Origin of the sequence: Kocuria rosea subsp. polaris (assembly GCF_001483755.1) — a bacterium.
GTDB classification, from domain to species: Bacteria; Actinomycetota; Actinomycetes; order Actinomycetales; family Micrococcaceae; genus Kocuria; species Kocuria cellulosilytica.
In genome coordinates, this window is the sequence record NZ_LQBK01000033.1 from 64,617 (window position 1) to 90,164 (window position 25,548).

The 25,548-nt window shown below is 73.2% G+C and carries 24 protein-coding genes and 4 tRNA genes; 8 read left to right on the top strand and 20 right to left on the bottom strand.

What is annotated here, in order from left to right:
* The first annotated feature begins 96 nt into the window (after positions 1-96).
* Positions 97-1,347 (top strand): cation:proton antiporter domain-containing protein, encoded by a 1,251-nt coding sequence (locus AVL61_RS12490; protein WP_058874653.1) that lies wholly within the window; start codon positions 97-99, stop codon positions 1,345-1,347.
* A gap of 39 nt (positions 1,348-1,386) precedes the next feature.
* A complete protein-coding gene (locus AVL61_RS12495) occupies positions 1,387-1,926 on the top strand; it encodes a DUF421 domain-containing protein (protein ID WP_058874654.1) in 540 nt (179 codons plus the stop codon).
* Between the two features lie 136 nt (positions 1,927-2,062).
* Here AVL61_RS12495 and AVL61_RS12500 read toward each other — a convergent pair whose 3' ends face one another.
* The 5 genes from AVL61_RS12500 to AVL61_RS12520 all read right to left on the bottom strand — a co-directional run bounded on the left by AVL61_RS12500 (position 2,063) and on the right by AVL61_RS12520 (position 5,436).
* Complete coding sequence (locus AVL61_RS12500) at positions 2,063-2,257, bottom strand: DUF2795 domain-containing protein (RefSeq protein ID WP_058874655.1); 195 nt, start codon at positions 2,255-2,257, stop codon at positions 2,063-2,065.
* Positions 2,258-2,387: 130 nt separating this feature from the next.
* Positions 2,388-2,672 carry an SHOCT domain-containing protein gene (locus AVL61_RS12505; RefSeq protein ID WP_058874656.1) on the bottom strand — a complete coding sequence of 95 codons (285 nt, stop codon included), beginning with the start codon at positions 2,670-2,672 and terminating at the stop codon, positions 2,388-2,390.
* Positions 2,673-2,807: 135 nt separating this feature from the next.
* A complete protein-coding gene (locus AVL61_RS12510; RefSeq protein ID WP_058874657.1) occupies positions 2,808-3,512 on the bottom strand; it encodes an esterase/lipase family protein in 705 nt (234 codons plus the stop codon).
* On the bottom strand, positions 3,509-4,300 hold the full coding sequence (locus AVL61_RS12515) for an alpha/beta fold hydrolase (RefSeq protein WP_058874658.1): 792 nt from the start codon (positions 4,298-4,300) through the stop codon (positions 3,509-3,511). Before AVL61_RS12515 ends, AVL61_RS12510 begins: the two co-directional genes overlap by 4 nt.
* Positions 4,297-5,436, bottom strand: a complete 1,140-nt coding sequence (locus tag AVL61_RS12520) for a glutamate--cysteine ligase (RefSeq protein WP_231738408.1) — start codon at positions 5,434-5,436, stop codon at positions 4,297-4,299. The genes AVL61_RS12515 and AVL61_RS12520 overlap by 4 nt, the downstream gene beginning before the upstream one ends.
* A 329-nt stretch (positions 5,437-5,765) precedes the next feature.
* Here AVL61_RS12520 and AVL61_RS12525 point away from each other — a divergent pair, with 329 nt between their 5' ends.
* From AVL61_RS12525 to AVL61_RS12535, 3 genes are all read left to right on the top strand, one after another.
* Positions 5,766-6,155, top strand: a complete 390-nt coding sequence (locus AVL61_RS12525; RefSeq protein WP_058874660.1) for a hypothetical protein — start codon at positions 5,766-5,768, stop codon at positions 6,153-6,155.
* 122 nt (positions 6,156-6,277) lie between these two features.
* Positions 6,278-7,534: a heparan-alpha-glucosaminide N-acetyltransferase domain-containing protein gene (locus AVL61_RS12530; RefSeq protein WP_058874661.1), complete on the top strand. Its 1,257-nt coding sequence runs from the start codon at positions 6,278-6,280 to the stop codon at positions 7,532-7,534.
* A 147-nt stretch (positions 7,535-7,681) separates the two neighbouring features.
* On the top strand, positions 7,682-8,113 hold the full coding sequence (locus AVL61_RS12535; protein WP_058874662.1) for an OsmC family peroxiredoxin: 432 nt from the start codon (positions 7,682-7,684) through the stop codon (positions 8,111-8,113).
* Positions 8,114-8,265: 152 nt separating this feature from the next.
* Here AVL61_RS12535 and AVL61_RS12540 read toward each other — a convergent pair whose 3' ends face one another.
* A complete protein-coding gene (locus AVL61_RS12540) occupies positions 8,266-9,234 on the bottom strand; it encodes an NAD(P)/FAD-dependent oxidoreductase (protein ID WP_058874663.1) in 969 nt (322 codons plus the stop codon).
* 224 nt (positions 9,235-9,458) lie between these two features.
* On the opposite strand from AVL61_RS12540, the gene AVL61_RS12545 reads away from it, so the two are divergent.
* Positions 9,459-10,901 carry an alkaline phosphatase PhoX gene (locus AVL61_RS12545; RefSeq protein ID WP_058874664.1) on the top strand — a complete coding sequence of 481 codons (1,443 nt, stop codon included), beginning with the start codon at positions 9,459-9,461 and terminating at the stop codon, positions 10,899-10,901.
* A 169-nt stretch (positions 10,902-11,070) separates the two neighbouring features.
* Here AVL61_RS12545 and AVL61_RS12550 read toward each other — a convergent pair.
* The 9 genes from AVL61_RS12550 to metG all read right to left on the bottom strand — a co-directional run bounded on the left by AVL61_RS12550 (position 11,071) and on the right by metG (position 18,603).
* Positions 11,071-11,146: transfer RNA gene (locus AVL61_RS12550), tRNA-Glu, on the bottom strand.
* Positions 11,147-11,301: 155 nt separating this feature from the next.
* Positions 11,302-11,377, bottom strand: a tRNA-Glu gene (locus AVL61_RS12555).
* A 22-nt stretch (positions 11,378-11,399) separates the two neighbouring features.
* Positions 11,400-11,471, bottom strand: a tRNA-Gln gene (locus AVL61_RS12560).
* 88 nt (positions 11,472-11,559) lie between these two features.
* A complete protein-coding gene (locus tag AVL61_RS12565; RefSeq protein WP_058874665.1) occupies positions 11,560-12,138 on the bottom strand; it encodes a cupin domain-containing protein in 579 nt (192 codons plus the stop codon).
* A 121-nt stretch (positions 12,139-12,259) separates the two neighbouring features.
* Positions 12,260-13,774: a glutamate--tRNA ligase gene (gene gltX, locus AVL61_RS12570; protein WP_058874666.1), complete on the bottom strand. Its 1,515-nt coding sequence runs from the start codon at positions 13,772-13,774 to the stop codon at positions 12,260-12,262.
* A 58-nt stretch (positions 13,775-13,832) separates the two neighbouring features.
* Positions 13,833-14,606, bottom strand: coding sequence for a fumarylacetoacetate hydrolase family protein (locus AVL61_RS12575; RefSeq protein ID WP_058874667.1), 774 nt, complete (start codon positions 14,604-14,606; stop codon positions 13,833-13,835).
* Between the two features lie 71 nt (positions 14,607-14,677).
* Positions 14,678-15,787, bottom strand: a complete 1,110-nt coding sequence (locus AVL61_RS12580) for a branched-chain amino acid aminotransferase (RefSeq protein ID WP_058874668.1) — start codon at positions 15,785-15,787, stop codon at positions 14,678-14,680.
* Positions 15,788-15,885: 98 nt separating this feature from the next.
* The gene (locus AVL61_RS12585) at positions 15,886-16,962 is read right to left on the bottom strand and encodes a 3-isopropylmalate dehydrogenase (protein WP_058874669.1); all 1,077 of its coding nucleotides are present in this window, start codon (positions 16,960-16,962) and stop codon (positions 15,886-15,888) included.
* Between the two features lie 78 nt (positions 16,963-17,040).
* Positions 17,041-18,603 (bottom strand): methionine--tRNA ligase, encoded by a 1,563-nt coding sequence (gene metG, locus AVL61_RS12590; RefSeq protein WP_058874827.1) that lies wholly within the window; start codon positions 18,601-18,603, stop codon positions 17,041-17,043.
* A gap of 96 nt (positions 18,604-18,699) precedes the next feature.
* Here metG and AVL61_RS12595 point away from each other — a divergent pair, with 96 nt between their 5' ends.
* Entirely contained in the window at positions 18,700-19,368 is a 669-nt protein-coding gene (locus tag AVL61_RS12595) for an AIM24 family protein (RefSeq protein ID WP_058874670.1), read from the top strand.
* A gap of 163 nt (positions 19,369-19,531) precedes the next feature.
* Here the strand turns inward: AVL61_RS12595 and ilvC are convergent, their stop codons facing one another.
* From ilvC to AVL61_RS12615, 4 genes are all read right to left on the bottom strand, one after another.
* Positions 19,532-20,557: a ketol-acid reductoisomerase gene (gene ilvC, locus AVL61_RS12600; RefSeq protein WP_058874671.1), complete on the bottom strand. Its 1,026-nt coding sequence runs from the start codon at positions 20,555-20,557 to the stop codon at positions 19,532-19,534.
* 104 nt (positions 20,558-20,661) lie between these two features.
* On the bottom strand, positions 20,662-21,171 hold the full coding sequence (ilvN, locus tag AVL61_RS12605) for an acetolactate synthase small subunit (RefSeq protein WP_058874672.1): 510 nt from the start codon (positions 21,169-21,171) through the stop codon (positions 20,662-20,664).
* Between the two features lie 2 nt (positions 21,172-21,173).
* On the bottom strand, positions 21,174-23,066 hold the full coding sequence (locus AVL61_RS12610) for an acetolactate synthase large subunit (protein ID WP_058874673.1): 1,893 nt from the start codon (positions 23,064-23,066) through the stop codon (positions 21,174-21,176).
* Between the two features lie 276 nt (positions 23,067-23,342).
* Positions 23,343-24,356, bottom strand: coding sequence for an NAD(P)-dependent oxidoreductase (locus tag AVL61_RS12615; protein ID WP_082697138.1), 1,014 nt, complete (start codon positions 24,354-24,356; stop codon positions 23,343-23,345).
* A gap of 170 nt (positions 24,357-24,526) precedes the next feature.
* Here AVL61_RS12615 and AVL61_RS12620 point away from each other — a divergent pair.
* Positions 24,527-24,602: transfer RNA gene (locus AVL61_RS12620), tRNA-Lys, on the top strand.
* A 297-nt stretch (positions 24,603-24,899) separates the two neighbouring features.
* Here the strand turns inward: AVL61_RS12620 and AVL61_RS12625 are convergent.
* A complete protein-coding gene (locus AVL61_RS12625) occupies positions 24,900-25,436 on the bottom strand; it encodes a MarR family winged helix-turn-helix transcriptional regulator (RefSeq protein WP_058874674.1) in 537 nt (178 codons plus the stop codon).
* Positions 25,437-25,548: the final 112 nt, after the last annotated feature.

Genomic DNA, 25,548 nt, shown 5'->3' on the forward strand with positions numbered 1-25,548 from the left:
CGTGCCCGGAACCGCTCTTGCTCCGGACACCATCAGCAGGGTTACCGTAGGAGTCGGACACCGTCCCCGGTCCGGGGCGACAGCGGAAGGAGCCACGTGGACATCAATCTGCTGCTGGCGCTGTTCGCCGGTGCCCTCCTCGTGTTCGCGTCGTTCTCGACCGTGCTGCAGCGGGCCAGCCTGCCCGGTCCCCTGCTGTGCCTGGCCTTCGGGGCCCTGATCGGCCCGCACGCCCTGGGCCTGCTGCGGATGGAGGACTTCGGGGTCCCCGAGGGCACGCTGCTCGAGCAGGCCGCGCGGATCACCCTGGCCGTGGGGCTGGCCGGGGTCGCCCTGCGCCTGCCGCACGGCTACTGGCGGGAGAACGCCCGGTGGATCGTGGTGATCATCGGGGCGGGCATGGCCCTGATGCTCGTGGTCGCCACCGGCGTGCTGTGGTGGGGGCTGGGCGTCCCGTTCCTGATCGCGCTGCTGATCGGGGCGATCATCACCCCGACCGACCCGGTGGTCACCACTCCGATCGTCACCGGGTCGATGGCCGAGGAGAAGGTCACCGAGCGGGTCCGGCACAACCTCTCGGCCGAGAGCGGGATCAACGACGGGCTGGGCTACCTCTTCGTCATGCTGCCCGTGCTGCTGCTGACGGCACCGGACCGGGCCTGGCACGAGCTGCTCACGAAGGTGCTGCTGTGGGAGGTCCTCGCCGGCGCCGTCATCGGCGCGGTGGCCGGGTACCTGCTGGGGAGGCTCTTCGTCCTCGTGCGAAAGCACGGGCTGATGGAGGAGAGCTCCTACCTGGCGTTCATCGTCCCGCTGGCCCTGCTGCTGCTGGGGACCGGCAAGCTGCTGGGCACCGACGCGATCCTGGTGGTCTTCATCGGGGTGGCCGTGTTCGGCCAGGTCATCCCGCAGCGGGAGGAGGCCCAGGAGGACAAGGTGCACGACGCCGTGGCACGGCTGTTCCTGCTGCCCGTGTTCCTGCTGCTGGGCATCGCCCTGCCCTTCGGCGAGTGGGCCGCCCTCGGCTGGATCGCCCCCGTGGTCGTGGCCGCCGCCGTGCTGGTGCGCCGCCTGGTGACCCTGTGGGCGCTGCGGCCGCTGCTGAAGGACGTCCACGACCGCTCCGAGACCGCGTTCCTGAGCTGGTTCGCCCCCGTGGGCGTCTCGGCGCTGTTCTACGCCACCCTGGCCGAGCGCCACACCGGCCACCACGAGATCTTCGTCTACACCACCCTGGCCATCACCGCCTCCGTGGTCGTCCACGGGCTCACCTCGGCGCCGCTGAGCGCCTGGCTGCAGCGCCGCGAACCGGAGCTCAAGGAGAAGAAGGAGGAGGCCTCCGCATGACCCCGTCCCGCACCGTCCCCGGCCCAGGAGGTGGTCGTGATGTGGTTTGACTCCTGGGCCGCCGTCCTGCGCATCCTCCTCGTGGGCGCCGCCTCCTACACGACGCTCGTGGTGATCCTGCGGCTGTCCGGCAAGCGCACCCTCGGGCAGCTCAACGTCTTCGACTTCGTGGTCACGGTCGCCCTCGGCTCGACCCTCGCCACGATCTTCCTCAGCACGGACGTCTCCTGGAGCGAGGGGATCACCGCCCTCGCGCTGCTCGCCGCCCTGCAGCTGCTGGTGGCCTGGATCTCCGCGCGCTGGCCGCGCATGCGCGGCGTCTTCACCGCCGAGCCGGCGCTGCTGCTGGCCGGGGGAAGGATCCGGCACGAGGCGCTCCACCGCAACCGGCTGACCGAGTCCGAGCTGCGCCAGGCCGTCCGCATGCAGGGCACCGGGGACCTCTCCCAGGTGGAGGCGGTCGTGCTCGAGACCAACGGCACGTTCAGCGTGATCACGTCGAGCAAGTACGGGGACGGATCCGCGCTCGAGGACATCCGGGGGATCGAGGACCTGGAGCACGGCGACCGCGCGGACTGACCGGGGCGCTCGATCCGGGCAGTGACGGCCCGCGCCGCCACGCCCGGCGGGACCACCGGGGACGTGGCGCGGACCGGCGCGGCGGGGAGGCGCGTGCCGGTGCGCCGCTCTCCCCCACCGCCGCGGGCCGCGCGGCCTACTCGCCGAAGACGGCCTCGGTCACGTGCGTGGGCTTCTCGTACTGCCGGTCCGGGAGGCCGCGCAGGGCCTCGAGGACGGAGTCGTCCGCGCCGGAGTCCTGGGCCCTCCGCACGATCTCGTCCTTGCCGACCGGGTAGTCCAGGCCGCTGAGGTGCTTCTGCAGCTCGATGGGGTTGGGCTTCTCGGACATGGGAGCTCCTTGTCGTCGCCTGGTCTCGTCCCGCCGTACGCAGCGGGACCCGAACGCCTCCAGTCTGTCAGCCTGCTTGCCGTTCGTCAGCCCCCTGCGGGGCCCGTGCGCCGGGACCGCCGCCGGGCGGTCACGGACCGGAACGGCCCTCCTGCTCGAGCAGCCGCAGCCGCTCCCGGTACTCGTCCTCGGTGAGCTCGCCGGCCGCATGGCGCTCCAGCAGGCCGTCGCGGGCCCGGCGCAGGCCGAGCCGGGTGCGCGCCCTGCGGCCCCAGCGGGTGTTCTGCCCGTAGCGGCGCACGATCCACCGGACGCCCCGCGCCGCGGTCCAGGCCGCGGCGGCGAGCAGCAGGGCCCAGGACATCACCTCCCAGCCCTGGAAGGGCGTCAGTCCCAGTCCGACCACGGTCCCCACCCGTCCCTCCGACGTCGTCCGTCGTGCCTGCCCCGGTGTCCTGCTCGGGGCCGCCCGGTGGCGGAAGCGTAGCAGTCGGCTCCGACGCCGGGCCGGACCCGTTCCGGCCCGCCCGGCGCCCGCTCCCCCGGCGGGTCAGCGCGCGAGCCCGCTGACCCCCTCCACGATCGCCCGGTGCACGCGCGGGTCGCTCAGCGGCAGGAAGTGCCCGCGCGTTCCCAGCTGGACGTTGCGCGCGCCCTCGAGCCGGCTGCCCCCCGGGATGTGGGGGTCGAACAGGCCGTAGACGGAGACGATCCGATGGTTGATTTCCCGGCGGGTGGTCAGCGCCGTGAGCTCCGGTGAGTGCGGCAGGAACACCCGGATGGCCGGGAGGGGCAGCAGACGGGCGAGCTTCGAGCCGGAGAAGGGGGTGTTGACGGCCACGAGGCCCTGGATGACGGTGCGGGCGTTGTGGTGGGCGAGCAGGTGCTTGCCGATCAGCCCGCCCTTGCTGTGCGCCACCAGCACGCACCGTTCGAGTCCCTCCCGCCGGATGTGCTCGTCGACCAGCGCCGCCATCTCCTCGATGGTCCCGGTGTTGAACCGCAGGTCCTCGACCACGTGGACGTCGTGCCCGTGCTCCCGCAGGACCCCGGCGACCGGGAGCATGAAGGTCCACGACTCGTAGATGCCGGGGATGAGCACGACGGGCGGCCTGCCGGGCGCTCCCGGACCCCGGTAGTGGGCGGGGTCCCAGCGGCCGAGGAGACCGGCGGCCTGCCGGCGGAGCGCGTAGACGTAGTCCAGGGCCCAGGCCGCGAGATCGGCGCCCGCGCCGCCCGGCCGGCGCGGGCTCACGACGGGCTCCCGGGACGGGCTCCGGGCCGGCAGGCGGCGAGGAAGGGGGCGCAGGCGGCGGCGAGCTCGCGCGGGCCGGTGTGCTGGACGTTGTGCGGGGCACCGGGGATCTCCACGAGACGGGCGTCGGGAGCGGCCCGGGCCAGCCGGCGGGCCCAGTCCCGCCGGGCGATGGGGTCGCGGGCCCCGCGCACGACCAGGCCGGGCGGCGTGCAGGCCCGGATGTCCTGCTCGATCCGGTCGCGGAGCATGTGCCGGGCGGTGCGCAGGTAGCGCAGCGGGCCCATCCGCAGGTACTCGCGGAGGACCACGGCGTTGGTCCGCGGCGGTTCGCGCAGGCTGTCCCGCAGCAGCCGCCACGCCTGCCGGAGCAGGGTCCGGGCGGAGTCGTCCACGGTCGGACCCACCAGCACGTAGCCGGCGCACAGACCGGGATGGTCCTTGACGGTGTCCACGACGATCTGGCACCCCATGGAGTGGCCGACGACGACGGGGGCCTGCAGCCCGAGCTCCCCGACCGCTCCCGCGACCACGCGGCCGAGCTCGGGCACCGTGAGGGGCCGGTCCGGGCGCGGCGCCGCCCCGTAGCCCGGCAGGTCGAAGGCGTAGACGTCGTGCGTGGCCGCGAGCACGTCCGCCAGGCGCAGGAAGTACGCCCCCGACATCCCGATGCCGTGCACGAGGACCACCGGGGGCAGTCCCCGGTGGAAGGTCCCCCGCACGACCACGGTGCAGGCGCCGACGTCGAGACGCCGCCGCTCGAGGGCGGGGTGCCGCCGGGCCCTCACCGGTGGGTCGCCTCGAGCGCCGCCCGCACGACGTCGCGCGGGTCCTGCCGGGCGGCGAAGGCCGCGCGCTGCCGCCGCGCCCCGGAGCCGTCGCGCAGGATGCCGGCCACCACCGCCTCCACCTGCCCGGCCTCGCCCCACTGCGCGAGCACGGGGCGCACGAGGTCGAGCAGCTGCGCCACGACCTCCGCGGCGGGCGCGGGCGCGCCGGAGCCCGGGCTGATCAGCGCACCCTCGACCCCGGCGGCGCCGGCCTGCCAGGACCACGCGCGCAGCTGCCCCACGCCGATGCGAGGGGCCGCGGCACCGGCCTGCCACTGCCGGGCCGCCGTCTCGACCAGGGCGCGGACCAGGGCCGCCAGCACCGCGGCGTGCTCGGCCTCGAGGCACACGTCCGCGACCCGGATCTCCACGGTGGGATAGCGGGCGGAGAGCCGGGCGTCGAAGTAGAGCATGCCGCGGTCCAGGGCCACTCCGGAGCGCAGCAGGGCCTCGCACCGGCGGTCGTACTCCTGGGCGGTGCCCAGCAGCTCGTCCGGCCCGGCCGTGGGCCAGCGGGTCCACGTCTGGTACCGGTAGCTGGCGAAGCCGGTGTCCTGGCCGTACCAGAAGGGCGAGTTCGCGCTGAGCGCCAGGAGCACCGGGAGCCAGCCACGGATCCGGTCCAGCACGGCCACGCCCTCGTCCGGGCCGGCGACCCCCACGTGGACGTGCAGTCCGCAGGTCAGCTGCTCGGCCGCGACCAGGCCGAAGCGCTCGCGCAGCCAGGCGTAGCGGGGTTGGGGCACGAGGTGCGGCCGAGCCGGGAACACCGGCGAGGCCAGGGCCACGACCCGGGCGCCGGCGCGGCGCGCGGCGGCGTCCAGCAGCGCCCTGCCCCGGCGGACGGCCGCGAGCTGGTCCGCGAGACCGGTCACCGGCGGGCACGCGACCTCGATCTGCTCCTGCTGGAGCTCGGTGCAGATCCGGTGCCCGGACGGGGCCGGGGACCCGCCGTGGTCGCGGACCACCCCGGGGCTCACCGCCGCGGGCTCGAGGGTCCGGGCGTCCACGAGGAGCAGCTCCTCCTCGACGCCGAAGGTGCGGGTGGGTCCGGTGGGCCCTGCGGGGGACGGGTGCGGGGAAACGGTGATCACCACCATCCGGGACGGGCTGGAGCGGTGCGGACGGGCACGGTGGGAGGCCCGCCGTCGTCGCCGGGAAGGTCCGGCTCACTTCGGAGCGTAGCACCGGGGACCGGGCGGGCGGCCCGGTGCTGCCGCGGCCGCGAGGGGTCGCACCGCTCCGACGGCCGCGGGCGCCTCCGCCGGCGGACCGGACGGGACCGCGCGCCCGGCGCTGCCGACCGCCGCGCTTGCCACCGGAACGACAGATGGCTTACGGTTTGTCGGCACCCAAGAGCACAGCGTGCTTACTGTCCACCGGACGGTTCGGCGGACCGCCGCGCCGTGAAGGAGCCCACTCCGTGCAGCGCAAGATCTCCGTCCTCGTCGAGGTGGACCTCGACGGCCGGTACGTCCGGGTCAATGTGGCCGGCGCCCTGACCCGGGCGAACCAGCAGGCGCTCCACCCCGTCCTCCGGCGGGCGCGCACCGCCCTGCCCGCGGCGCGGGTCGGCGTGGACCTCACCTGCGTGCACGAGCTCGAGCCCGCCACGGTGGACCTGCTCCGGGGGACCGTCGAGCACGACGCCGAGCTCGGCGAGGCGGTCGAGATCCTCGTGCCCGAGGTGGAGCCCCCCGAACCGGCCACGGCCGCCCTGGACGCCCGGCGCCGGATGCGGGCCAAGGTGCTGCACCGCCGCTGCGCCGGGCTCCCCGTGCCGCCGACCGGCCCGGCCGCCGCCGCCTCCTGAGCCTCCCGGCGCAACGTTGCCGCGACCACCGGCGCGGATGCGAAGATTGGCGGCAGTGCACACGACATCCTTGAGAGCGGCCCACCGTGGGACCGGGGATGAGGAGCAGGACGGCGGGACCCATGAACGACCACCCCACGAGAGACCGGGCCGCGGAGGCCACCGGCGGGCTCGACCCCCGCCGATCGGCCGGGCGCCTGGTCGCCGTGGACGCCGCACGGGGTCTGGCTCTCGTCGGGCTGACGGCCGTTCACTTCCTGCCCCAGTCCTATCCGGACAACGACCGCCCGACGCTGTCCTGGCTGCTGTTCGCCGGGGACTCCGCGGCGCTGTTCGCCCTCCTCGCCGGCGTCAGCCTCGCCTTCTCCACCGGCGGGCGCCGGCCCCGCAGGGGCCGGGACCTCACCGCCGCCCGTGCCGGGATCGCGGTGCGCGCGCTGCTGATCATGGTGGTCGGCCTGACGGTGGACTACCTGATGCCGGCGGACCCGCCGGCCGTCAACATCCTCGTCCACTACGGGCTCTTCTTCCTGCTCGCGCTGCCCTTCCTCGGCCTGCGGCCGCGGACCCTGCTGCTGTGCGCGGGCGGCTTCCTGCTCGCGGGCCCCTTCCTGATCCACTGGCTGGGCGACCTGGTGCCCGAGCACAGCTCCGCGAACCCGACCTTCGCGCACCTGGTCACCGAACCGGCCGCGCTGTTCTGGCAGCTGACGCTGACGGGCACCTACCCGGCGGTGACCTATCTGTCGTACCTGCTGGCCGGGCTGGCCTTCGGCCGGCTCAACCTCAAGGGCCTGCGCGTCCAGGCCCGCCTGCTGGCCGTGGGGCTCGGCCTCGCGGCCCTCGCCAAGCTCGTCTCCTGGGTGCTCCTCTACGGCATGGACGGCTACAACGTCCTGCTCTACAGCATCGTCTCCCTGACCCGGGCGGACCTGGACCACATCATCGTGTTCGGCGGCGACGGACCGCTGCCGACCTCCTCCCTGTGGTGGCAGGTGCTCTCCGCCCCGCACGCCAACACGCCCCTCTCGGTGGCCTGGAGCCTGGGGGTCAGCACGGCCGTGCTCGGCGCCCTCCTGCTCGCCGGGCGCGAGTTCGGCAAGTGGCTGCTGCCGCTCACGGCCATGGGGACGATGACCCTGACCCTGTACACAGGCCAGCTGGTCCTGCTCTCCACCGAGGTCCACTACAGCAGCCCCCTGCTCTGGTTCGTGGCCTGCCTCGTCGTCTCCGCCCTCGTGGCGCTCGCCTGGCGGCACGCGTTCGGGAGGGGCCCGCTGGAGCGGGTCGTGTCCGCGGCCGCGCACGCGACCACCCGTGCCGTCGCCGACCGCGGGACCTCCCGCGGCCCGGACCTCCCCCGGAAACCCCTCGGGTAGCGCGCACCGCGGCCGGCCGCGCCCGTGCCGGCCCCCGGAACACGGCCCCGGCCGGGCACGGACCGTGCGGGATCCGCTAGCGTGACAGCAGCGCCGCCAGGCGCCGGCGGTCGGAGCGTCCGCCCGCCGTGGACCTCAGGAGGAACTATGCCGAAACCCGTCGTCAGCAAGGCCAGCACCGTCTGGACCGGCGATCTCTTCAACGGCTCGGGCACCACCCAGCTGAGCGGCTCGGGCCTGGGCCCCTTCGACGTGGACTGGGACACGCGCGCGGAGAGCGGCGCCGGGCCCCGGACGAGCCCCGAGGAGCTCCTGGCCTCCGCGCACGCCACCTGCTTCGCCATGGCGTTCTCCAACATGCTCGCCCAGAACGACACCCCGCCCACCCGCCTGGACTCCTCGGCCGAGGTCACCTTCGTGGCGGGCGAGGGCATCAAGGGGGTCAAGCTGATCGTCGAGGCACAGGTGGAGAACCTCTCGCAGGAGGACTTCGCCCGGATCGCCGAGGAGGCCAAGGCCGGCTGCCCGGTCTCGCAGGCCCTGGCCGTCGACATCACGCTGGACGCCTCGCTGGCCTGATCCTGTCCCGCCGGCCCGGGACAGGACCCGGGCCGGCGGNNCGGGCCGCCGCGTGCCTCAGGAGCTCCGCCGCAGCTCCTTCGGCGCGGCGGCGGCGCTGCGGGCCCGGCGCGTCCGCTCCTCGCGGTTCCGCCTCCGCGCGGCAGGGCCGGTCACGTCCCGCCGTGGCCGGTGCGCGCACGGTCGAGGTCCTCGGCCAGCAGGTCGGTGTTGAGGGCCGTGCCGGTCTTGAGCCCGGCGGCCGCCGCGGCCAGGACCTGGGCGTGCAGGTCCGAGACGTTGCCCGCCACGTAGACCCCCGGCACGTCCGTGCCCCCGGTGGGCGCCGAGGGCACGTAGCTGCCGACCGCGTGGCCCTTCTCCTCCTCCTGCGCCGTGTCCAGGGCCAGGGAGTCGATGAGGTCGGACCGGACCGTGAACCGGGGCACGACCACCACGGCACGGCAGGGCACCAGGTCCCCCGAGACCAGCCGCAGGCCGGTGATCCGGTCGCCGGCCACCTCGACGCCCGACACCTCCCCCGCCACGCACTCGATGCCGAGGGCTGACAGCTGCGCGCGCTCGTCGTCGTCGGGGTCCGGGGCGGTGTGCTGCACGAACGTGACGTCGTGGCTCCACTGCCGGAACAGCTGCGCCTGCTGCACCGCCGTGGGCCCCGTGCCCAGGACCGCCAGCGGCTCGTCCCGCCACTCCCAGCCGTGGCAGTAGGGACAGTGGATGACGTCGCGCCCCCACCGCTGCGCCAGACCGGGGACGTCCGGCAGCTCGTCGGTGAGCCCGGTGGTGATCAGCACCCGTCGTGCCCGCACGGACCGGCCGTCCTCGAGCGTCAGGACGAACCGCGGGCCGTGCCCGTCCTCCCCGCCCGCCCGCGCGGAGACGACGGTGCCGTCGACGACGTCGGCGCCGTAGCCGGTGATCTCGGCGCGCCCGTCGGCCAGCAGCGCGCCCGGGGCGTCGCCGTCCCGGCCGAGGTAGTTGTGCACGTGCTCGGCGGGGTCGTTGCGCGGGGCCCCGGCGTCCACCACGAGGACCGAACGCCGGGCGCGGGCCAGGCACAGGGCGCCGGCGAGGCCGGCCGGTCCCCCGCCGACGACGACCACGTCGTAGTTCTCGTCCATGCTGCGCTCCCTCGTCCCGGGGTCGGTCTCGGCGACGGCCCTGGGCCGCCCTGCCAACCTAGCAGTGCGGAAGCCGGAGTGTAAGCCTGCTTAGTGCCTGAGGGTCTCCCACCGCCCGTCACCCGGCGTCAAAGGGTGCCGCGTCGCCACGGTCGTCACTAGCGTGATCAGCACCGGGCCGGTGCGCCCGGCCGGCCGTCCGTCCCCGACCGAGGAGCCGTTCCATGCGCCCTCCGCTCTCCCGCCGCGGCTTCCTCGGCACCGGGGCCCTGGGTCTCGCGGTCGCGGGCCTCGGGGGTCTGGCCTCGTGCGGTCGCACCGACCACCCCACGACCCGCGCGGCGGTCGGCTACGGCCCGCTGATCGCGGACCCCGACGGCGTTCTCGCCCTGCCGAGCGGGTTCTCCTACACGGTGCTCGCCCGGTCCGGCGTGAGCCCGACGTCCGACGGCACGCACCCGTCCGACCCCGACGGCATGGGTGTCTTCGGCGGCCCCGGGGGCGGCACCGTGCTGATCTGCAACCACGAGAACAACGGCACCGAGCCGCACGCGGTGCCCACGGTGGAGGGACTCGTCTACGACCCCGGCGCGTCCGGCGGCACGTCCACCCTGGTCGTCGACGCCGATGGCCGCCGGACGTCCCAGTACACGTCGCTGGCCGGGACCGTGAACAACTGCGCCGGCGGCGTCACTCCCTGGGGCACGTGGCTGAGCTGCGAGGAGACGAGCGCGCGAGCCGGCGACGACGGCCTCACCCTGGACCACGGCTACGTGTTCGAGGTCGATCCGGACAGCCGCGAGGCCAATCTCGGCAGGTCCCCGGTGCCCCTGAAGTTCCTGGGCCGCTACTCGCACGAGGCCGTGGCGGTCGACCCGTCCACCACCCGGATCTACCTGACGGAGGACGCCGGGGACCCCAGCGGGCTCTACCTCCGCTGGACGCCGCCGTCCGGGTTCGTCCCGGGGCGCCACGCGCTGCGCGAGCTCGCGGAGTCGGAGGGCGGCGACGTCGCCGGCCGACTGCAGGCGATGCGGTGCCTCGCGGAGGGGACCGTGGTCCGGGACCTGGCGGAGGCGACCGACGTGGGAACCCGCTACGACGTCGAGTGGATCGACGTCCCCGACCGCGACGGGCAGGACGAGTCGGTGCGCCGGCAGTTCGACGACGACGCCGTCACCCGTGCGCACAAGCTCGAGGGGCAGTGGTGGAACGACGACGGCGTCTACTTCGTCTCCAGCTACGCGGAGGCTCCGGACGGACCGGAGGGGGACGGCGGGACCGGTCGGACCCCGGACCGGCACGTCCACAACGGTCAGGTGTGGTTCCACGATCCGGCCGCCGGGACGGTCGTCCTGACCGTGCTCTTCGGCGTCAGGGAGGACCCGGACCTCGAGATGCGCTTCGAGCGGCCCGACAACATCACGATCTCCCCGCAGGGCGGACTCGTGCTCGCCGAGGACGGGAACGGCACCAGCCACCTGGTCGGGGTGACCGAGCGGGGACGTGCCTACGCCCTGGCCCGCAACGACCTCGACGACTCGGAGTTCTGCGGCCCCGTGTTCTCGCAGGACGGTGTCCACCTGTTCGTCAACCTGCAGCAGGCCGGCCTCACCCTGGCGATCACGGGCCCGTGGACGAGCCCGTCGCACCAGCCGGCCGGCTGATCGCGGCCGGCGCCGGCGCACGGTCCGGAACGGGTGGGGCCAGGATGCCGGCAGCCCCGGGGACGGGCTGCGCCAGGAGAGCCGGCCGGCCCGGGGACGGGCCGTGCCAGGAGGTCGGCCCGGGGACGACGAAGCCCCCCGGACCGTGTGGTCCGGGGGGCTTCGTCCGTGGTGACCCCAGCGGGATTCGAACCCGCGTTACCGCCGTGAGAGGGCGGCGTACTAGGCCGCTATACGATGGGGCCCTGCCGAACCGGACCGCGGTTCCCCGCGACCGGCCTCGTACACTGTACCAGGTCCGGCGACCCGTTGCGGACGCCGGTCCGCGCACCGGAGCACGGGCCCCGGAGCGCGCAGACGGGAACACCCCCGGACCGTGTGGTCCGGGGGTGTTCCGCGGTGGTGACCCCAGCGGGATTCGAACCCGCGTTACCGCCGTGAGAGGGCGGCGTACTAGGCCGCTATACGATGGGGCCGTACTGTTCCGATGGAGCAGCGCTGGGATACCAGGACTCGAACCTAGAATGACGGTACCAGAAACCGTAGTGTTGCCAATTACACCATATCCCACTGTCGTCCCCGGCCCGGCGGTTTCCCGCGGCGACCGGCGCAACGCAAGAAAACTATACCGGCCTTCCGGCGGGGCGGCAAATCGGGCTCAGCGGCAGTAGCGCTCCTCGAGCTCGCGGTCGATCCCCCGGCGGCGGGCGATCCCCGCCAGCGCCCGGAGGACGGGCCCGAGCCAGCGGTAGATCCCCGGCAGGTTGATGTCCGTCCACTGGATGAGCAGGGCCGTGCGCAGCAGGCTCCTCGGCCGGCCGTCCGGGCGGGCCCGTCCGTCCCGGGCGAGCCCGTACAGGGCCGCCAGGCCCTTCTCGAAGCCCTCGTGGGCGGGGCGCACCTCGAGCACGAACCGGGCCGGGGTCCCGGCCGGGTTCTTCCAGCGGAACAGGTGCTCCTCGGGCACCTCGGCCTCTCCCCCGGCGCCGAGGTCCCGCACGACGTGGCCGACCTGGACCCGCAGCGTGCCCTCGAGGACGCGCAGGCGCATCCCGGACCGGCGGTGGTAGTGGGGGCGCACCTCGCCGCCGGGCTCCACCTCGACGTGCAGCAGGGCGTGGTCACCGCCCGTCGCGGCCCCGGTCCGCAGCCATGTGACGGTGTCCCGCTGCACCGGGTTGCGGTGCTGCGGGCGTCCCGCGCGCAGCGTCTCGATCTGGTCGTCGGTCGGTTCCATCGTGATCGCCCCCGTGCTCCAGGCTACGCCGGAGGGGCGGGGTGCGCGCAGATGACGGCGACGGTCCGGGCCACATTCCGCGGAGGGTGGCCCGGACCGTCGTCGCCGGGCGGACGGGTGCTCAGCCGAGCTGGGCGGCGAGCGCGCGGAGGCGAGTCAGGGAGGAGTCCTTGCCGAGGATCTCGAGGGACTCGAACAGCGGCGGGGAGATCCGCCGCCCGGACACCGCGATGCGGACGGGCCCGAAGGCCAGCCGGGGCTTGATGCCCAGTCCGTCCACGATGGCCTCGCGCAGCGCGGCCTCGAGCGCGGCGGCGCTCCAGTCCTCGAGGGGCTCCAGGGCGGCGAGCGCGGCCCGGAGCACGTCGCCTGCGGAGTCCTTGAGCTGCTTGCGGGCGTCCTCGGCCACCTCGATCTCGTCGTCGCCGGCGAAGAGGAAGGACAGCAGCTCGGGGGCCTCGCCGAGCAGGTTCATCCGCTCCTGGACCAGTGGCGCCGCCCGGTCGAGGATCTCCCGCCGGCGCTCGTCCAGGGTCTCCCCCAGCACGCCGCCGGCCTGCAGGTACGGGATCAGCCGGTCGCGGAAGTCCTCCGGGTCGAGCCGGCGGACGTGGGTGCCGTTGATGGCGGTGGCCTTCTTGAGGTCGAACCGTGCGGGGTTGGCCAGGACGTCGTGGACGTCGAAGTGCTCCACGAGCTGCTCCACGGTGAAGACGTCCTCGTCCGCGGACAGGGACCAGCCGAGCAGGGCCAGGTAGTTGAGCAGGCCCTCGGGGATGAACCCGCTGTCCTTGAGGTGGAAGAGGCTGGACTCGGGGTCGCGCTTCGACAGCTTCTTGTTGCCCTCGCCCATGACGTAGGGCAGGTGGCCGTACTCGGGCACGTACTTCGCGAAGCCGATCTCCACCAGCACCCGGAACAGCGCGATCTGGCGCGGCGTCGAGGAGAGCAGGTCCTCGCCGCGCAGCACGTGGGTGATCTCCATGAGGGCGTCGTCCACGGGGTTGGTGAGCGTGTACAGCGGCTGGCCGTTGGCGCGCACCACCACGTAGTCCGGGATGGACCCGGCCCGGAAGACGATCTCGCCGCGGATCATGTCCTGGAGCACGATGTCCTCGTCCGGCATCCGCAGCCGCAGCACGGGCTCCCGGCCCTCGGCGCGGAACCCCGCGATCTGCTCCTCGGTGAGGTCGCGGTCGAAGTTGTCGTAGCCGAGCTTGGGGTCGCGCCCGGCCGCGCGGTGCCGGGCCTCGACCTCCTCCGGGGTGGAGTACGCCTCGTAGACGGCTCCGTGCTCGCGGAGCCGGTCCGCCACCTGCCGGTAGACGTCCAGGCGCTGCGACTGCCGGTACGGCGCGTGCGGGCCGCCGGTCTCGACGCCCTCGTCCCAGTCGATCCCCAGCCAGGCCAGCGCCTCGAGCAGCTGCTGGTAGCTCTCCTCCGAGTCCCGCTCGGTGTCGGTGTCCTCGACGCGGAAGACCATGGTGCCGCCGGTGTGCCGGGCGTGGGCCCAGTTGAACAGCGCGGTGCGGATCAGCCCCACGTGCGGGGTGCCCGTCGGGGACGGGCAGAAGCGCACGCGCACGGGCGAGGACGGGGCGGAGGAGGTGGCCGGGGCGGTGGGCGTGTCGGTCATGGCTCTTTCGTGGATCGGTCGGGGTGCGGGCGGGGTCGTGCGGTGGTGCGGGCTGGGCTCAGCGGCGCAGGACGGTCGGCAGGACGCCGATGCCCTCGACCTCCACCTCGATCCGGTCGCCCTCGTCGACGATGCCGACGCCGGCGGGCGTGCCGGTGAGGATGACGTCGCCGGGCAGGAGCGTGAACGCCTGGGAGACGTAGGAGACGAGGAACGGGACGTCGAAGACCATGTCCCGGGTGTTGCCGTCCTGCTTGGTCTCGCCGTTGACGCGGCTGCGCACGGCGAGGGCGGAGGTGTCGAGGTCCGTCTCGATCCAGGGTCCGAGCGGGCAGGCCCCGTCGAAGCCCTTGGCGCGCGCCCACTGGCCGTCGGTCCTCTGCACGTCGCGGCCGGTGAGGTCGTTGGCGGCGGTGTAGCCGAAGACCACCTCGGGCACGCGCTCCACCGGGACGTCCTTGCACATCCGCCCGACGACGACGGCGAGCTCGCCCTCGTAGGAGACCTGCTCGGTCCACGGGGGGAGGGTCACGGGGTCGCCGGGACCGGCGACGGAGGTGTTGGGCTTGAAGAACAGCATCGGGGAGGTGGGCAGCTCGTTGCCCAGCTCCGCCGCGTGGTCGGCGTAGTTGCGCCCGACGCACACGATCTTGGAGCGCGGGATCACGGGGGCCAGGAGGCGGACGTCGGCGATGTCGTGGCGCTGCTGGGTGGGATTGATCCCGGTGTAGAAGGGGTCGCCCGCGAGGACGGTGACCGTCTCCTCGCCGGCGGCGCCCTGCACCGCGCCGAAGTGGATCTCGTTGTCGACCGTGAACCTGGCAATTCGCATGGGACCAGGCTATCCCACGGCCTGCGGGCGGGCGCGCGGCCCCCGGCGCCGGCGCCGGGGGCCGCGGGGGCTCAGACCAGGCGGGTCAGCCAGCCGTGCGGGTCCTCCGCGCGGCCCGTCTGGATCTCCAGCAGCTGCCGGCGGATGTCCATGGTGACCTCGCCGGGCCGGGCCCCCTCGTCGCCGATGGTCTCCTCGGCCGAGAGGAGCCTGCCGATGGGCGTGATCACGGCCGCGGTCCCGCACGCGAACGCCTCGGTGATGGTCCCGGCCTGCCAGCCCTCGCGCCACTCGTCCAGGGTGAAGCGGCGCTCCTCGACGCGCATCCCGCGGTCCTCCGCGAGCTGGATGATCGAGCGGCGCGTGACGCCCTCGAGGATCGTGCCGGTGAGCTCGGGCGTCACCAGGCGGCCGTCCTCGTAGACGAAGAACACGTTCATGCCGCCCAGCTCCTCGACCGCGTCCCCGCGGTCGCGGTCCAGGAACATGACCTGCTGGCACCCGTGGGCGTCGCCCTCCATCTGGGCCACCAGGGAGGCCGCGTAGTTGCCGCCGCACTTGGCCGCCCCCGTGCCGCCGCGCCCGGCCCGGGCGTAGTCCCGGGAGAGCCAGATGTCCACGGGCTTGACCGGACCGCCGAAGTAGTTCCCCGCCGGGGAGGCGATCACCGAGTACAGCACCTGCCGGGACGGGCGCACCCCCAGGAACGCCTCCGTGGCGATCATGAACGGGCGCAGGTACAGGGACTCGCCGTCCCCGTCCGGGACCCACTGCTCGTCCACCGAGACGAGCTCCCGCAGCGAGTCCAGGAACATCTGCTCCGGCAGCTCCGGCAGCGCCAGCCGGCGGGCGGACCGGTTCAGCCGGGCGGCGTTGGCGTCGGCCCGGAACGTCCACACGGAGCCGTCCGCGTGCCGGTAGGCCTTGAGCCCCTCGAAGATCTCCTGGCCGTAGTGCAGCACGGCCGCGGCGGGGTCGAGCACCAGCGGTCCGTACGGCTCGATCCTGGGGTCGCTCCAGCGCCCCGTGCCCTTCTCGACGTCCCCGAACCAGTCGATCTTCACCATGTGGTCGGTGAAGTTCGTGCCGAAGCCCGGATCGGCGAGGATGGCGGCCCGCACCTCCTCCGGGACCGGGTCCTGGCTGAGGCGGTGGGCGAAGGTGGTGGGCTGTGTGGTCACTGCGTCTCCCTGCGAGGTCGACCCCGTGGCGACCGGCACGCGGGGCTCAGCTGTTGTTTCCGTGCCCCAGCCTATCCCCGGAGGACGGGCGGGCCCGCTCAGGCGAGGGCGTCGAGCACGCCGTCCCCCACCTGGGCGGTGGTGCGGGTCTCGTTGCCGTGCGCGGCGAGGTCCTGCTCGACCGCGGTCTCGATCCGGGCGGCCGGTCCGGGGTGGCCGAGGTGCTCCAGCATCATGGCGGTCGCGAGGATCGCCGCCACGGGGTTCGCCCTCTGCTGTCCCGCGATGTCCGGGGCGGAGCCGTGGACGGGCTCGAACATCGAGGGCGCGGTGCGGTCCGCGTTGATGTTGCCGGCCGGGGCCAGGCCGATGCCGCCCGTCACCGCCCCGGCGAGGTCGGTGAGGATGTCCCCGAAGAGGTTGTCGGTGACGATGACGTCGAAGCGTGCCGGGTCGGTCGTGAGGAAGATCGTGGCCGCGTCCACGTGCAGGTAGTCGACGGCGACGTCGGGGAACTCGGCGCCGATCTCCTCGACGAGGCGGGCGTAGAGCCGGCCCGCGTGGACGAGCACGTTGTGCTTGTGCACGAGGGTCAGCCGCTTGCGCTCGCGGGCGGCGGCGAGCTCGAAGGCGTAGCGCACCAGCCGGCGGACGCCGTACGCGGTGTTGAGCGAGACCTCCGTGGCGATCTCGGCGTCGGTGCCGCCCCGCAGCACCCCGCCGTTGCCCGCGTAGGGGCCCTCGGTGCCCTCGCGCACCACCACGAAGTCGATGTCCCCCGGGTCGGAGAGCGGGCTGGTGGTGCCCGGGAAGAGCTTGGACGGGCGGAGGTTGACGAAGTGGTCGAGGCTGAAGCGCATCCTCAGCAGCACGTCGCGCTCGATGATCCCGGACGGGACCCGTCGGTCGCCGGGGGCGGCGCCGACGGCGCCGAACAGGATGGCGTCGTAGGCCCGCAGCTCGGCCAGCGTCCGGCCGGTGAGGGTCTCCCCCGTCTCCAGCCAGTGCTGGGCGCCGAGACCGAACTCCCGCTTCTCCACGGTGACGCCGGCCGCGGCGGTGACGGCGTCGAGGACCTTCTCCGCCTCGGCCACGACCTCGGGGCCGATGCCGTCACCGGGCACGAGGGCGATCTTCAGGTGGGCGGGGGCTGCTGCGGGCGTCGGCTGGCTCATGGCCCCAGGATAGGAGCACGACGACCCGTCCGACCACGGAGTGGACGGACGTCTCACATGGTGGACGGACGGGCCGGCTCAGGCCTGCAGCGCCGCGGGCTCCTCGTAGCGCGGGAACACCGGGACGGGCCGGGGCAGCTCCGTGCCGGCGGCCAGGGGCGTGCCCAGGGCGGTGAACAGGCGGGCCTCGCCCTCCTCCTGGCCGAGCACGTCGAGCAGCCGGGCGGCGGCGTCCGGCATCACGGGCTGCACGAGGACGCCGACCACGCGCACCACCTCGAGCGTCACCCACAGCACGGTGGCCATCCGCTCGGCGTCGGTCTTGCGCAGCTTCCAGGGCTCCATGGCCGTGAAGTACCGGTTGGCCTCGGCGACCACCCGCCAGATCCGCTCGAGCGCCCGGTGGAACTGCTGCTCGTCGAACTCGGCGCGCACCGGCGCGTAGAGCCCGGCCGCGGCGGCGAGCATGGCGTGGTCCTCGGGGGTGAGCTCCCCCGGCACGGGGACCCGGCCCTCGCAGTTCTTGGCGACCATCGACAGCGAGCGCTGGGCGAGGTTGCCGAGGTCGTTGGCGAGGTCGGAGTTGATCCGGCTCTTGATCCCGTCGTGCGAGTAGCTGCCGTCCTGGCCGAACGGCACCTCGCGCAGCAGGAAGAAGCGCAGCGGGTCGAGGCCGTACTCGGCCACGAGGGCGTGCGGGTCGATGACGTTGCCCACGGACTTGGACATCTTCTCGCCCTGGTTGAAGAGGAAGCCGTGGGCGAAGACGCGCCGGGGCAGCGGCAGTCCGGCGGACATCAGGAACGCCGGCCAGTACACGGCGTGGAAGCGGGCGATGTCCTTGCCGATCACGTGGGCGTCGGCCGGCCAGTACCGCCGGAACGTCTCGGCGTCGGTCTCCGGGAAGCCCACCCCGGTGAGGTAGTTGGTGAGGGCGTCCACCCACACGTACATGACGTGGTCCGGGTCGCCGGGCACGGGCACGCCCCAGTCGAAGGTGGTGCGGGAGATCGAGAGGTCCTCCAGCCCCGAGCGCACGAACGAGGCGACCTCGTTGCGGCGGGTCTCGGGGAAGACGAAGCCCTCCTGCTCGTAGAGGGCCAGCAGCCGGTCCTGGTAGGCGGAGAGGCGGAAGAAGTAGGACTCCTCCTCGGTCCAGGTGACCTCCGTGCCGGTGCCCGTCGAGCACCGCACCCCGTCCTCCCGGACCTCGGTCTCGTCCTCGCCGTAGAACGCCTCGTCGCGCACGGAGTACCAGCCGGCGTACTTGCCGAGGTAGATGTCCCCCGCCTCCTCCATCCGCCGCCAGATGGCCGCCGACGCCGCGTAGTGGTCGGCGTCCGTGGTGCGGATGAAGCGGTCGTAGGAGATGTTCAGGGCGTCGTCCATCTCCCGGAAGCGCGCCGAGTTGCGGTCCGCGAGCTCCCGGGCCGTGAGGCCCTCCTTCTCCGCGGTCTGCTGCATCTTCTGGCCGTGCTCGTCGGTGCCGGTCAGGAAGCGGACGTCGTAGCCGTCCAGCCGCTTGAACCGGGCCATGACGTCGGTCGCGATGACCTCGTAGGCGTGCCCGATGTGCGGGGTGCCGTTGGGGTACGCGATGGCCGTGGTGATGTAGTACGGGGTGCGGTGGGAGGAAGTCACGGCCTCCACTCTACCGACCTCCGGGAGGGTGCGGGCCCGGGCCGCCGGTGCCACGATGGTGGGGACAGCGAGCACCGAGCACCCCGGGAGGCCACCGTGCGCAGCGAGCTCTTCGCCCAGGACCACTTCGAGCAGCAGAGCCGGGAGCGCTGGACACGGCAGTCCGACCGGATGCTGCGCGTGGGCCTGGGCCCCGACGTCGTCGCCACCAAGGGCGCCATGGTCGCCTACCAGGGCCGGATGAGCTTCCGGCACGAGGGCGCCGGCTCCATCGGCAAGCTCATGAAGAAGGTGCTGACCAGCGAGGACGCCCCCATGATGCGGGTCTCGGGCGAGGGCGAGGTGTTCTTCGCCCGGCAGGCGCGCCACGTGTTCACCGTCCTGCTCGAGGGCGAGGCCATCAGTGTCGGCAGTGCGTCCCTGCTGGCCTTCGACGACACCCTGGCCTGGGACATCCGGCGGGTGGGCGGGGCGGGGCTGATGGCCGGCGGGCTGTTCAACCTGGAGCTCTCCGGCCACGGCGTGCTCGCCCTGTGCTCGGACGGCCCGCCCATGATCCTCGACTGCTCCGGGCAGCCCACGTTCGTGGACCCGCAGGCCGCGGTGGCGTGGTCGGCGAACCTCGTGCCCGGGATCCAGAACGACCTGTCGATGGGCTCGCTGCTGCGCGGGGGCTCCGGCGAGTCGTTCCAGCTCGCCTTCTCCGGCCCGGGCTTCGTCGTCGTCCAGCCCTCCGAGGGCGTGCCGGTCGTGCGGCAGGGCTGAGCCCGGTCACCGCCCGGGGCGCGCGGCGGCCGCTTCCGCCCTCGGGGCAGGGCCCGGACGCGGCGAGGGGCCGCGTCCGCACGGAGTGCTCGGCGCATTCCGTGCGGTCGCGGCCCCTCGGCCGGTGTCCCGGCACCGCTCGCGGCGGCGGGGCGGGCGCGGATCAGCGGGCGGCGGTGCCCTCGACGTAGTCGGCGTCCGGGGAGGTCCACGCGAAGAGCTTGCGCAGCTCCCGGCCGGTGACCTCGATCGGGTGGGACTCCTCCTTCTCGCGCAGCTTCTTGAACTCGGCGCCCCCGTTGTCCTGGTCCTCGATGAAGCGCTTGGCGAAGGTGCCGTCCTGGATGTCGGCCAGCACGGCCTTCATGTTCTCCTTGACCGCGGGGCTGATCACCCGGGGGCCGGAGACGTAGTCGCCGTACTCGGCGGTGTCCGAGATGGACCAGCGCTGCTTGGCGATGCCGCCCTCGACCATGAGGTCCACGATGAGCTTGAGCTCGTGCAGCACCTCGAAGTAGGCGATCTCGGGCTGGTAGCCGGCCTCGGTCAGCGTCTCGAAGCCGTACTGGACCAGGTGCGACATGCCGCCGCACAGGACCGCCTGCTCGCCGAACAGGTCCGACTCGGTCTCCTCGGTGAACGTCGTCTTGATGACGCCCGCACGGGTGCCGCCGATGCCCTTGGCGTAAGACAGGCCCAGCTCGAGGGCCTTGCCGGAGGCGTCCTTCTCCACGGCCACGAGGGCGGGCACGGCACGGCCGGCCTCGAACTCGCGGCGCACGGTGTGGCCCGGGCCCTTCGGGGCGACCATGACCACGTCGACGCCCTCCGGGGCCTCGATGTAGCCGAAGCGGATGTTGAAGCCGTGGGCGAAGAACAGGGCGTCGCCCTGCTCCAGGTTCGGGGCGATGGACTCGGCGTAGACGTGGCGCTGGACCTGGTCGGGGGTCAGGATCATGATGACGTCGGCTTCCTTGACGGCGTCCGCGACGGTGAGCACCCGCAGGCCCTCGGCCTCGGCCTTGGCCCGGGACCGCGAGCCCTCGGCGAGGCCGATGCGCACGTCCACGCCGGAGTCGCGCAGGTTCAGCGCGTGGGCGTGGCCCTGGGAGCCGTAGCCGATGACGGCCACGGAGCGGTCCTGGATGATCGAGAGGTCGGCGTCGTCGTCGTAGAAGATCTCTGCCATGGGATTGTCTCCTTGAAGCATGGGTGGGCGCGGCGGCTGCGCCGCCGCGAGGTGGTTGGGGTGTCTGTGGGTCGGGCGCCCGCGTCCACCGCCGCCCGGGGGCGTCAGTGGCGCAGGGCGCGGTCGCTCATCGACTTGGGACCACGTCCGAGGGCCAGCGTACCGGCCCGGACGATCTCCCGGACGCCGAACGGCTCCAGGATGTCCAGCAGCGCCCGGAGCTTCTCCGGGGCGCCGGTGGCCTCGATGACGAGCGACTCGGTGGAGACGTCGACAACGGTGGCCCGGAACAGGTCCGCGGCTTGGGTGACCTGCAGACGGGTTGCGGCGTCGGCGCGGACCTTGACCATGATGTGGTCGCGCTGCACCGACGACTCGGGGGTCAGCTCGACGATCTTGATGACGTTGATGAGCTTGTTCAACTGCTTGGTGACCTGTTCGAGCAGCTCGCCCTCGGCGTCCACCACCACGGTGATGCGGGAGACGCCGTCGAGCTCCGTGGGTCCCACGGCGAGCGAGTCGATGTTGAAGGCGCGGCGCGCGAACAGTCCGGCCACCCGGGTCAGCACGCCCGGCTTGTCCTCGACCAGCACGGAGAGGGTGTGTCGGCTCATGGTCAGTCCTCCTCGTCCCAGTCGGGGGTCATGTTGCGGGCGATCTGGATCTGGTCGTTGGACACGCCGGAGGGCACCATCGGCCACACCATCGCGTCCGCGGAGACCACGAAGTCGATCACCACGGGGCGGTCGTTGATCTCGAGGGCCTGCCGGATGACGTCGTCGACGTCCTCGTCGCGGGTGCAGCGCAGGGCGGCGCACCCGTAGGCGTCGGCGAGCTTGACGAAGTCCGGCACCATGATGCTGTCGTGGCCGGTGTTCAGGTCGGTGTTGGAGTACCGGCCGTCGTAGAACAGCGTCTGCCACTGGCGCACCATGCCCAGCGAGGAGTTGTTGATGACCGCCACCTTGATCGGGATCTTGTTGATCGTGCAGGTGGCGAGCTCCTGGTTGGTCATCTGGAAGCAGCCGTCGCCGTCGATCGCCCAGACCACGCGGTCGGGCTGGGAGACCTTGGCGCCCATCGCGGCCGGCACGGCGAAGCCCATGGTCCCCAGCCCGGCGGAGTTCAGCCACTGGCGGGGGCGCTCGTACTGCACGAAGTGCGAGCTCCACATCTGGTGCTGGCCCACGCCGGAGACGTAGACGGCCTCGGGCCCGGTCAGGGCGGAGATCCGCTCGATCACGTGCTGCGGCGAGCCCAGGCCGTCGGCCGGCTTGGGGTAGCCCAGCGGATAGGTCGCCTGCAGGCTGCTCAGCGCGGTCCACCACGCGGAGAGGTCGGGGCTGCCGCTGCGCTCGAACTCCTGGCGCACGGCGACCACGAGGTCCGGCAGGATCTCCTTGACGTCGCCCACGATCGGGACGTCGGCGGTGCGGTTCTTGGAGATCTCGGCGGGGTCGATGTCCGCGTGGATGATCTTGGCCGTGGGCGCGAAGGTCTCCAGGTGGCCGGTGACGCGGTCGTCGAAGCGCGCGCCGAGGGTCACGAGCAGGTCGGCCTGCTGCATCGAGTACACGGCCGGGACGGTGCCGTGCATGCCGGGCATCCCGAGGTTCTGCTCGTGGGAGTCCGGGAACACGCCCCGTGCCGTCAGCGTGGTCACCACGGGCGCGCCGGTCAGCTCGGCCAGCTCCATGAGCTCGGCGGCCGCGTCGGCGCGCATCGTCCCGCCGCCCACGTACAGCACGGGCCGCTGGGCGGCCGCGATGAGCTTCGCGGCCTCCCGGATCTGCTTCGCGTGCCCGCGGGTCACGGGCCGGTAGCCGGGCAGGTCCATCCGGGGCGGCCAGGAGAACGTCATGGTGTCCTGCTGCGCGTCCTTGGCGATGTCCACCAGCACCGGGCCGGGGCGGCCGGTCGAGGCCAGGTGGAAGGCCTCGGCGAGCACGCGGGGGATGTCCTCGGCGTGGGTCACCAGGTAGGAGTGCTTGGTCACCGGCATCGTCATCCCGACGATGTCCGCCTCCTGGAAGGCGTCGGAGCCGATCACCTTGGACGAGACCTGCCCGGTGATCGCGACCATGGGGATCGAGTCCATGTGCGCATCCGCGAGGGCGGTGACGAGATTCGTGGCGCCGGGCCCGGACGTCGCGATGCACACGCCCACGCGGCCCGAGGCGAGGGCGTAGCCCTCGGCGGCGTGCCCGGCGCCCTGCTCGTGGCGGACCAGGATGTGGTTGATCCTGTCCGTGTCCATGAGCGGGTCGTAGGTGGGCAGGATGGCGCCGCCGGGCAGGCCGAAGACGTCGGTCACGCCGAGCTCCTCGAGCGCCCGGATCACGGCCTGGGAGCCGGTCATCTCCGTGGGAGCCACCGTGTTGCTGGGGCCCATGACGGACGGGACCGCGGGGACGGACTTCTCCGGGGCCCCGGGGGGCCGGTGGTCGGCGGCGGTCTCCGCGCGCTTGGTGGCCATCAGCGCTGGGCTGATCGGCTGTCCCTTGCTCATGTCAGCAGTCCTTCTGGTCTGGGTGGTTCTGTTCCGGCGGGGACGTCGCTCCGCCGTGGGCGCCGGGCAAGAAAAAGGGCCCTCGCGGCACCGGGAGGTGCGACAGGGCCCGTGCGCTCGACCGGTCGTCGGCTCAGGCCCCGCGTCCGACGAGGACGCGTACCGTGAGCTGGACGACACCGTGGCTGAGTTGCATGCTCCCATGCTCTGCCGCCCGCCCGAGTGTGTCAATCTTCGGACTCCGTGTCCCACGATGTGAGACACGGCACGTCCGGGCTACCGGTTCCCGGGCGCCGGGACGTCGAGCCGGCCCTCCTGCTGCAGGAAGAGGGGCCGCTCCCCCGCGGCGATCCGCTCGAGCTGGGTCCGCAGCAGCCGCCGCACGCGAGGGCGGTACGAGGTGCAGGAACCACCGGTGTGCGGGGTGAGGACGGCCCCGGGGGCGCGGAACAGCGGGTGGTCGCCGGGGAGGGGCTCGGGCTCGACGACGTCCAGCGCGCAGCGGAGCCGCCCGGACACCACCTCCTCGGTGAGCGCGGGGGTGTCCACCACGCGGCCGCGGCCCACGTTGACCACCAGGGCGTCGTCGGGGAGCAGGGACAGCACGCGGGCGTCGACGAGCCCGTCCGTCGCCGGGCTCGCGGGCAGGGCCAGCACGAGCACGTCCGTGTCCGGCAGCAGCCCGGGCAGCTCGTCGGCCCCGTGCACGGGGCCGCGCTCGTCGGTGCGGGCCCGGGAGGCCACGCGCGTCACCTCGACCTCGAAGGGGAGCAGCCGGTCGACCACGGCGGAGCCGATCTCGCCCACGCCCAGCACCAGGACGCGGCTGTCGGCCAGGCTGCGGGTCGCGAAGCGGCGCCAGACGCCGTCGTGCTGCTGCAGCACGGCGCGGTCGAGCTCACGCTGGGCGGCGAGGATCAGGCCCAGGGCCAGCTCGGCGGTGCCGGCCGCGTGCACCCAGCCCGCGCTCGAGATCGCGAGGCCGGGGCCGACGGCCTCCGGCACGCCGTCGAAGCCTGTGGTCTGCAGCTGCACGAGGCGCAGGCGCGTCGCGGCCGGGAGGGCCTCGATCCAGGGACCGGCGACGGGGGCCACCGCCACGTCGATCTCGTCGGCGCGGGCCCCGACCGGGTCGCCGGCCATGTCCCAGAGGACGCAGCGGAAGCCCGGCACACGGGCGCTCAGGTGGTCCACGAGCTCCTGCTCGGGGAGGGAGACCACGCGCAGCGCGGAGAGCGGGACGGACGGGGTGGACGGCGCGGACGTCGGTGCGGAGGCCATGACGGCCATGGTAGACGCGGCGGCCGCCGGGGCCGTCGCACGGGCAGGACCCGCGGAATGGACAAGCCGGTCCGAGGTGGTAGAGTCTTCTCTCGTTGCGAGACGGGACATGGCGGACGCCGACCGGCGCGATTCGGCCCCCGGGCCGCGGACGTGCTACTGTTCTTGCCGCACCACCAGCGCCTCTAGCTCAATTGGCAGAGCAATTGACTCTTAATCAATGGGTTCTCGGTTCGAGTCCGAGGGGGCGCACCATGGAAGGGCCCCACCGCGCAGCAGCGCGGTGGGGCCCTTCGTCGTCCCCGGCCGGTGGCCCGCCCCTCCCCCGGAGGTGGGCCGCTGCGCCGGGCCACGCCCTTCACCGCCCGGCGTCCCGCGAGCCGCCCGCCCTGCCCGCGGCACGGGCGACGGGCACGAAAAAACCGGGGTCCTCGACGTGCCCCGGTGCTCCCCGCGGGGGTCACCACCTCGTGGCCCCGCGCGCGCTCTCGCCGGGGACCATGGGCCCCGCCGGCGATCCGGCCCCGCCCCGGGGACCGTGGTGCGGCCGGATCAGGGAACGGCGTCCTCCTGGCTGCCGGCCTCGGCGATCTCGCGCGACTCCTCGGGAGTGGTCGCGTCGGCGGAACCGGCGTCGGTGACCGTCCCGTCCGGCTGGACCCGCAGCTTCCAGCGGGCGCCGCCGAGCGTGGTGATGATGTCGGCCAGGGTGCGGCGCAGGTTCTCGTCCGTGAGCAGCCCGTGGTCCACCAGCTCGTCCTCGAGCTGGGTGGCGGCCTCGAGGATGCGCTTGCCCTCCGGGGTGATCGAGACGAGGTGGCTGCGGCGGTCCCGGACGTTCTTGGACCGGGTGACGTGGCCGTGCAGCTCGAGCCGGTGCAGCGTCTTGCCCATGGTCTGGGCCTGCACCCGGACCCGGTGCGCCAGCTGGGCCTGGGTCATGCTCCCCGCCGTCTTCAGCACGTCCAGGGCCATGACGCCCGCGTGGGTCACACCGAGCGTGGCCAGGCGCTCGTTCCACGCGTGCTCCACGAGCCGGGCCGCGGTCGAGAGCAATCGGTTGGTCGGCCATTGAGTGGTGAAAGGCATGCAAAGCAGTCTACCGACCCGGAACCCCGAATACAGCACCATGCTAAGCAAACTTATGAGCATTTCTCTGCGCGTGAACGCGCGGGGGCCGGAACGGGCTCCGGCGGAGCGC

What these genes read in the sequence shown, in the direction of transcription:
- AVL61_RS12495 (WP_058874654.1), top strand. Translation starts at nt 1,387, where the DNA reads ATGTGGTTTGACTCCTGGGCCGCCGTCCTGCGCATCCTCCTCGTGGGC.
- AVL61_RS12530 (WP_058874661.1), top strand. Translation starts at nt 6,278, where the DNA reads ATGAACGACCACCCCACGAGAGACCGGGCCGCGGAGGCCACCGGCGGG.
- AVL61_RS12535 (WP_058874662.1), top strand. Translation starts at nt 7,682, where the DNA reads ATGCCGAAACCCGTCGTCAGCAAGGCCAGCACCGTCTGGACCGGCGAT.
- AVL61_RS12585 (WP_058874669.1), bottom strand. Translation starts at nt 16,962, where the DNA reads ATGAGCCAGCCGACGCCCGCAGCAGCCCCCGCCCACCTGAAGATCGCC.
- ilvC (WP_058874671.1), bottom strand. Translation starts at nt 20,557, where the DNA reads ATGGCAGAGATCTTCTACGACGACGACGCCGACCTCTCGATCATCCAG.
- ilvN (WP_058874672.1), bottom strand. Translation starts at nt 21,171, where the DNA reads ATGAGCCGACACACCCTCTCCGTGCTGGTCGAGGACAAGCCGGGCGTG.
- AVL61_RS12545 (WP_058874664.1), top strand. Translation starts at nt 9,459, where the DNA reads ATGCGCCCTCCGCTCTCCCGCCGCGGCTTCCTCGGCACCGGGGCCCTG.
- gltX (WP_058874666.1), bottom strand. Translation starts at nt 13,774, where the DNA reads ATGACCGACACGCCCACCGCCCCGGCCACCTCCTCCGCCCCGTCCTCG.
- AVL61_RS12500 (WP_058874655.1), bottom strand. Translation starts at nt 2,257, where the DNA reads ATGTCCGAGAAGCCCAACCCCATCGAGCTGCAGAAGCACCTCAGCGGC.
- AVL61_RS12540 (WP_058874663.1), bottom strand. Translation starts at nt 9,234, where the DNA reads ATGGACGAGAACTACGACGTGGTCGTCGTCGGCGGGGGACCGGCCGGC.
- AVL61_RS12575 (WP_058874667.1), bottom strand. Translation starts at nt 14,606, where the DNA reads ATGCGAATTGCCAGGTTCACGGTCGACAACGAGATCCACTTCGGCGCG.
- AVL61_RS12615 (WP_082697138.1), bottom strand. Translation starts at nt 24,356, where the DNA reads ATGGCCGTCATGGCCTCCGCACCGACGTCCGCGCCGTCCACCCCGTCC.
- AVL61_RS12625 (WP_058874674.1), bottom strand. Translation starts at nt 25,436, where the DNA reads ATGCCTTTCACCACTCAATGGCCGACCAACCGATTGCTCTCGACCGCG.
- AVL61_RS12565 (WP_058874665.1), bottom strand. Translation starts at nt 12,138, where the DNA reads ATGGAACCGACCGACGACCAGATCGAGACGCTGCGCGCGGGACGCCCG.
- AVL61_RS12610 (WP_058874673.1), bottom strand. Translation starts at nt 23,066, where the DNA reads ATGAGCAAGGGACAGCCGATCAGCCCAGCGCTGATGGCCACCAAGCGC.